Source organism: uncultured Campylobacter sp., from assembly GCF_938040115.1.
Classification (GTDB): domain Bacteria; phylum Campylobacterota; class Campylobacteria; order Campylobacterales; family Campylobacteraceae; genus Campylobacter_A.
The window spans coordinates 1-7474 of sequence record NZ_CALHXD010000072.1 but is presented as its reverse complement, the minus strand read 5'-3'; the positions used below and the strand labels follow the sequence as shown (position 1 = coordinate 7474).

Genomic DNA, 7474 nt, shown 5'->3' with positions numbered 1-7474 from the left:
CACTGGTTACACTGGATACAGTTTTCCTCGATCCACTTCGGTACCATCACGCCGATACCGCGTTTTTCGTAGGCCGTGGTGCCTGATTTAAAGTGTCCGTCTTCAAAGCCAACAAACGCCGAAACAGGCAGGCTGTCGCCCCTAGCGGCGTTGATAGGCTTAACGATTTTTTCTATAAATTCGTCGCCGACGTATTTCTCCTCGTTAGCGGCGTCATCCGTCAAATTTGCCCAGCTAGGATCGACCGCGACCTTAACCAGTCCGTCCGCGCCCATGTCGATGGCCTTGTAGTTCATCTCCACGATCGCTTCGCCCTTTTTGGCGTAGGCTTTGTGCGCGTACTCTTTCATGTATTTTTGCGCGTCGGCAAACGGTATGATGTTCGCGAGTTTGAAAAATGCCGACTGCATGATGGTGTTCGTGCGGTTTTTCAGCCCGATCTCGCGAGCTAGCTTCGTGGCGTTGATGATGTAGAAATTTACCTTCTTAGCGGCCAAAATTTTCTTTACTTTATTTGGGAGTTTAGCGACCGTCTGCTCGGCATCCCAGATCGAGTTTAGCAGGAACGTCCCGCCCTCGCGGATACCGTCTATGACGTCGTAAATTTCAAGATACGCCGCGACAGAGCAGGCTACAAAGTGCGGATTTGAGACGAGGTAGGTCGAGCGGATCGGGTTTTTACCGAAACGCAGGTGCGAGCGCGTATAGCCGCCTGATTTTTTGCTATCGTAGGCAAAATACGCCTGCGCGTAAAGCTCGGTTTTATCGCCGATGATTTTGATGGAGTTTTTATTCGCTCCCACGGTACCGTCCGCGCCAAGACCGTAAAATAGGCACTCTTTCACGCTTGCGTCGCTTAGCGAAATTTTCTCGCCGACTTTTAGCGAGGTGAAGGTCACGTCGTCCTCGATACCGACGGTAAAGCCGTTTTTAGGCCCCTCTAAATTTAAGTTTTCAAAGACCGCTAGCATCTGAGCAGGATCGACGTCTTTTGAGCTTAGGCCGTAGCGACCGCCCACGATCACGGGCTGATTTTTGCGTCCGTAAAACGCCGCCTTGACGTCCAGATATAGCGGCTCGCCGAGGCTTCCCGGCTCTTTCGTGCGGTCTAGTACGGCGATCTTTTCTACCGTCTCAGGCATCACGTCAAAGAGGTATTTTAGGCTAAACGGACGATATAGATGCACTTTTAGCACGCCTACTTTTTCGCCCTTTGCGCGCAGGTGATCGACGACCTCTTCTAGAGTTTGCGTGACCGAGCCCATCGCGACCACGACGCGCGTAGCATGCGGATCGCCGTAATAATTAAACGGTCTATAATCGCGTCCCGTGATTTTTGAAATTTCTTTTAGATACTCGGCCACGATATCAGGCACCGCGTCGTAGTAGCGGTTAGCTAGCTCGCGCGTCTGGAAGTAGATGTCGTCGTTTTGAGCCGTGCCGCGAGTCTTCGGACTTTCGGGGCTTAGCGCCTCGTCTCTAAATTTTTGCAGCGCCTCACGGTCAAGAAGCCTATCAAAGTGCGCATAGTCAAGCACCTCGATCTTTTGTATCTCGTGGCTCGTGCGAAATCCGTCGAAAAAGTGCAAAAACGGCACGCGACCCTTGATCGCCGCTAGATGCGCGACGCCCGCGATATCCATGACCTCTTGCACAGAGCCGCTTGCTAGCATAGCAAATCCCGTCTGACGACAGGCATAAATGTCCTGATGATCGCCAAAGATAGAAAGCGCCTGAGCCGCGATAGAGCGCGCGCTCACGTGGATGACGCCGGGTAGTAGTTGGCCTGCGATTTTGTACATATTCGGGATTTTTAGCAAAAGGCCTTGCGAAGCCGTGTATGTCGTAGTTAGCGCGCCTACTTGCAGCGAGCCGTGTACGGTGCCCGCAGCTCCGCCTTCGCTTTGCATTTCTACGACTTTAACCGGCATGCCGAATAGATTTTTCTTGCCCTGAGCCGCCCACATATCGGTGTAATCAGCCATCGGCGAGCTAGGAGTGATCGGGTAGATGCCCGCAACCTCCGTAAATGCATAAGCCGCGTGCGCCGCAGCCTCGTTTCCGTCCATAGTTTTCATTATTTTAGCCATTTTTCCGCCTTAAATTTTCTTATGTTTTTTAAAAATCTTTTATTATAGAGCTAAATTCCAAAATCTATCATTAATCCGCCGCTTTACATTTTCAAAAATGATTAAATTTAATAATCCAAAGCCCCAAATTTGAGCTACAATCAAAAAATATTTGACGGCCGATTTTTATAAATTTGCTAAAATTTAGCCGCTAAATTTTAAAACAAAGAAGCTACGCGTAAATTTTATCCGCTAGCCGCGTTTTTCGTCTTATGTTTTTGCGCCGCGGTGGATGAAAATCGCGCAGTCGAAGCAAAACCAGCGACAGACTACCGCAAGGAGATGCGCCGCTTCGTCATCGCTATCTCGCAATACGGCAAAAAATTTGATAAAAATTTCATCGTCATCCCGCAAAACGGGCTTGAGATTATTACCAATGACGGCCCTGCTAGCGGTGAGCTTGCGGCAGGGCTACCTACGCGAGGTCTCGCCGTGGGCGCCAAGTCGCTGTTTTACGGCTACCCGGGCGACGACGAGCCTACTCCCGCCGACGTAAGGAATACATGGCCTCCTCTACGTGCAAAACGGCGTGAGGGTGCTCGTTACCGATTATTGTTCCACCGCGAGCGACGTAGACGCCTCGTATCGGCGCAGCAAAGAAAACGGTTTTCTTTCTTTTGCAGCCGATAAACGCAACCTGGCCGCCACTCTAAAGTATCCAAACGCCCAGTATAACGCAAACTTCAAAGATATAAACACGGTTGCAGACGCCGAAAACTTTTTGTATCTGATTAACAGCAAAAAATTTCTACAAAACGGCAGCTTATCGTTGCGCTCAAAAATACGGATTACGATATGGATTTGTTTCACTTCGTAAAAGCCTACGCCGAGTCCGAAGTAAGGGAGCTCAAAACAAAACGCAACGGCGGGAAGCGGCTCGTGATCTACTATATGAGCATAGGGAGGAGGATTACCGGTATTATTGGAATGGCGCCTGGAAAACAGGCAAGCCCAGCTGGCTAGCAGAGAAAAACCCGCACTGGAAGGGAAATTACGTCGTTAAATATCGGGATGTGGATTGGCAAAAAATAATTACGGGAAACGACGGATTGTATCAAAAAAGATTCTTGACGCGGGTTTCGACGGCGCTTATCTTGACATAATCGATGCGTTTGAGTACTTTGAAAAAGAAAGCGCACACAGATAAGTCAAATTTGCCTTTTTGCTTGCGAGGTTACCGCAAATTTGACTTAATTTTTATCCCACGAGCGGCTAAATTTTAACCGCAGCGAAATACCAAAAAACAGTAGTTTAGCAAACTAAATATAAGCTTTGATCGCTAAATTTAACTAGCACGGTAGCAGGCTAAACTCATCTGCCGGCTATAAATTTAACCGCTTCAAATGCATTTTGAAAGATCAAATTTGAATGCTCGCGCAAGTCAGCCTCCTTGCCGTAGCCGCAAACTAGCCCGACGCCCGCGATACCAGCACGCTTTGCCGACTCCAGATCCATCGTCGTATCGCCGACCATAAAGGCGCTCGCCTTATCTTGCGCGCTCGTTTTGCCTAGGCGCTCAAGAGCCGTGTTTATGGGCTCGGGGTCTGGTTTTGGATTTACTACGTCGTCTCTGCCGATCACGATTTTGATAAATCTCATGACGCCCAAATGCTCAAGTAAAATAACCGAAAATTTCGACGTTTTTGTCGTCACGGCGCCAACGTCCGCGACCTCGCTAGCAAGTGCCAACGCACCCGCCGCACCCTCAAGCAACGATGTTTGCTCCAAAAAAATCTGCTCGTATCGCGCCTTGTATGCTGCGATATAATCAGGCACTAGCTGCGTCGGCGCACCGAGCCACGCAAACATAAAATCAAGCGGATGGCCGACTAGAGCTTTGACGGCCTCAGGGTTTGGCGCGGGTTCTCCGTGAGCGAGAAATGCCGCGCCAAATCCGTCAAGGATAGCAGGCGTCGAGTCGATGAGTGTACCGTCGAGGTCAAAAAGTATGGTTTTTTTCATTTTACTTCTTTCGTTTTTTATTTTGATGTTGCAAATTTGGCGGCATTTTCAAGCCGAATTAACGTTTTAATAAACTTTGATTTTACTTTTTGTATTTTAAAATTTGCCTTAAGATAGCTTTTTGTAAATTTTTGATTTTTAAATTTATACTTTTTGGCTTTGGACTAAATTTTATGCGACTGCACTCTAAGACGCCGAAATTAAGGATTTGTTAAAATGTTTATGCTGTCAAATTTGACTTTAAAATATGAATTAGATTTTAAATTTAACGAAAGCGGTGAAATTTAATTTGGCTCAATTAAACTTAAGCGGATTTTCTCTTATCAATTTCAATAGTTTCTGATATAGGTTTTCTTGTATAGTTTTAGTATTATATCTAAATTCACATTCCTTTAGATGAAGCAAGAAATTTCCTTTCTTTATCCCTTTAAATTTAGCTAGTCTATGTTTAGCATATCCCCGTCTGTTTACAGTAGCAAGACGAAGTCGCAGCTAAAAGTTTTCTATACCGTTTATATGATTTTTACCGTTAGCGAATTCATTTTTAGAATGCTTTACTCTATAATGAGCTTTAGCTCCGTAATCAACCAATCCGTCATAAGCTTTCCAGCAATCAGAATAAATCACACTCTCGTCTAATTCACTCTTGTGCTTGCACTCTCTTTGAGAAACTCCGATAATATCGGTATCAGTTCATTTGCAGAACAGTTCTTAACTACTTGGGTATAGACCTTACCGTCACGCTTTAGCATTCCGTCTGTTTACAGCTACGAGCGTAGCGAAATAGAAATACTGGTGTTTTATTTGCTGCACCTCTACCTCTCTTACCTCTTACTCGTTTAGATCCGAAGTAACTTTCATCTATTTCAAAGCGAAGCTTCTAGGCGAGCTTGCGAGCTGGAAATCTCGCCTGAAAACTTAGATACCTTCTCACACTCTTTAGACATAAGAATTCTTATTTCTCTAAAGATTTTACATAGGGTTGCTTCTGAAATTTTAGTTAAATTCGATATCTTTGATGCTTCTATGTCTTCTGCAAAATACTTGAGAATTTCTCTAAATTTAGCTTCAGAAATTCTTGAACGGATTATATATTTATTTTTCATCGAACTCATCGTAACCTAATGCTCCTTTGTGTGAGATTAAGTTAAAGAGAGCCTTTAATTTTTGCAATACGGCAGATAAGGAATACGTCAAAATTTGTACATTTTTAAAGCGCTTGTGCTGTATTGATTTTGAATCAAATTTAATCTATTTGCCTTACGGACCAAATAGGATACGAGCATAAAACCAATCTACAACATACCACATAAAAGAAGCCAAAGAACCAAGAAAAACCGTGCAAACCGGTAAATCAAATTTGCTCGTCTTGCCTTTTATCCTGATAGCGGATGCTGAGCTGTGGCGATGGTATAGAGATACCTTGGGCATCGAATGCAAGCTTAACGCTCTCAAGCATAGCAAACTGCACGTCGGAAAAATCATCACTCGCACACCAAAATCTAGCAGTCAAATTTACGCTATTTTCACCCAAACTTCCGACGCCGACGAATGGCTTTGGCTCTTTTAGGATCTTTTTGTTTTCGTCAGCTAGGTTTAAAATAATCTCTTTTGCAAGCCTTAGATCGTCTTTATAATCTATGGAAAATACGAGCTCAACCCGCCTGGTACCCTCTTTTGAGAAGTTTATTATATTGCTACTTATGATGCGTCCGTTTGGGATAATGATGGTTTTGTGATCGGTTGTACGCAAAATAGTGCTAAACATATTAATCTCTTTGACTGCGCCTTGCACGCCTGCGACTTCTATGTGGTCTTTGAGTTTAAACGGCCTAAAAAATATTATCAAAAATCCTGCGCCTATGTTTGAAAAAGTATCCTTAAACGCCATACCGATAGCAAGACCGATAGCACCAAGCGCAGCGACAAACATAGATGTCTCGACGCCCAAATTTGCAATCGCGGCTATGATAACAAAAGCCATGAGAAGCGTTTTGATGATATTTACAAGGAAATTTGAAAGAGTTTCATCAAGTCTGGAAGAAATGACTAATTTTGATATAAGATTTGAGATTTTAGCTACCAACCATTTGCCGATAAGCAAGATGGCGATAGAACCTAAAATTTTTAAAGAATAGGACGAGATTAACGACCAAATAAGTTCAAATTTAATCTCGTCCATGCATTATTAAGCTAGACTAATTATTTGTTAAATCTAGCTTCAACGCGTCTGTTCTCAGCACGTCCTTCTTTTGTTTTATTTGAAGCGACAGGTTTAAGCTCGCCGTATCCTACAGTAGTGATCTTGTCTGCGCTTACGCCAAGCTCTTCAAGAGCTTTAGCAACTGCGTTTGCTCTTTTTTCAGATAGTTTTTGGTTGTAAGCCTCAGCACCAACGCTGTCTGTATGTCCGCTTAGAACTACGCGGTAGCCTGGGTTTTCGCCCATAAAATTAGCTACTTTTTTGATCTCCTCAAGATATTTTGGAGTTATTTTGTAGCTATCGAATGCGAAGTTTACGCCGATATCTCTAAGAACGATAACCTTCTCGCAACCAGTCTCGTCAACTACTACGCCTGCTGGTGTATTTGGGCATTGATCGACATCGTTTAAAACGCCGTCGTTATCATCATCAAGGCTTACAGGAGCTGAAACAGGCTCAGCTTTTGGCGCCTCTGCAACTACAGGAGCGTTTTTAGCACCGAAGCCAACTGCAAAACCTAGCGTATAGAATAGGTTGTGATCCGCATGCTCAAATTTAATAGCATCTACTGCTTCAGCGCGTAGGGCAAAGTTATCGGTAATTTGATATCTCAAACCAAGGCCGTATTGACCGAAGCCGCCGTCATCATTTTTGACGAATTTTTTTGAGACATCTTCATATCCCGCACCAAGCAAGCCGTAAAGAGATAGTTTTTCAGTTAGGCCGAAATCTTTAATAGCATTAACGAAATATCTAGTAGCCTTTCCGTCTACGCCATACTCTCTTATCTTGTTAGTGTGGCTAAGACCAAGTTCTACGTGGTCTATAAAGAAATTTTCAAGGTTTCTTCCGATTCTTAAACCGATGGCCGACTGATCATTTGTTCCTAAATTTCCTTCAGGATGAACGCCGCCTATTGTCGGAGTTAGTTCGTAATTGTAAGCTGAATCAGCGGCAAAAAGCGCAGAAGCAGCAACTAAAGCAAGAGCAATCTTTTTCATAAGTTATCCTTTCTTTTGCCCCGTTTTTTCACGAGACTATTTTTTGATTTTATCACTAATTTATAAATCTAAATTTAACACGTAATTTAAGACGCATCAGTCCTATCAAACCGTATGCCTCATCTCCAAAATTTAAAAGCCGACAAAACGACTTTAACAAACTATTAGCGTTTAGAGAA

The 7474-nt window shown here is 44.0% G+C and carries 6 protein-coding genes and 1 pseudogene; 2 read left to right on the top strand and 5 right to left on the bottom strand.

Annotated features, from left to right (window positions below):
- Positions 1–2090, bottom strand: a 2090-nt coding sequence (nifJ, locus tag Q0314_RS02850; protein ID WP_298056295.1) for a pyruvate:ferredoxin (flavodoxin) oxidoreductase, incomplete at its 3' end; no start/stop codon positions are given.
- 267 nt (positions 2091–2357) lie between these two features.
- Between nifJ and Q0314_RS02845 the strand changes: the two genes are divergently transcribed.
- Complete coding sequence (locus Q0314_RS02845; RefSeq protein WP_298056292.1) at positions 2358–2759, top strand: hypothetical protein; 402 nt, start codon at positions 2358–2360, stop codon at positions 2757–2759.
- 165 nt (positions 2760–2924) lie between these two features.
- Entirely contained in the window at positions 2925–3092 is a 168-nt protein-coding gene (locus Q0314_RS02840; RefSeq protein ID WP_298056289.1) for a hypothetical protein, read from the top strand.
- A gap of 348 nt (positions 3093–3440) precedes the next feature.
- Here Q0314_RS02840 and Q0314_RS02835 read toward each other — a convergent pair whose 3' ends face one another.
- The 4 genes and pseudogenes from Q0314_RS02835 to Q0314_RS02820 form a co-directional block, all read right to left on the bottom strand.
- The gene (locus tag Q0314_RS02835) at positions 3441–4091 is read right to left on the bottom strand and encodes an HAD family hydrolase (protein ID WP_298056286.1); all 651 of its coding nucleotides are present in this window, start codon (positions 4089–4091) and stop codon (positions 3441–3443) included.
- Between the two features lie 294 nt (positions 4092–4385).
- Positions 4386–5206: pseudogene (locus tag Q0314_RS02830) on the bottom strand (IS1595 family transposase).
- A gap of 239 nt (positions 5207–5445) precedes the next feature.
- Positions 5446–6273, bottom strand: a complete 828-nt coding sequence (locus Q0314_RS02825) for a mechanosensitive ion channel domain-containing protein (RefSeq protein WP_298056282.1) — start codon at positions 6271–6273, stop codon at positions 5446–5448.
- A 20-nt stretch (positions 6274–6293) separates the two neighbouring features.
- A complete protein-coding gene (locus Q0314_RS02820; protein WP_298056277.1) occupies positions 6294–7295 on the bottom strand; it encodes an OmpA family protein in 1002 nt (333 codons plus the stop codon).
- Positions 7296–7474: the final 179 nt, after the last annotated feature.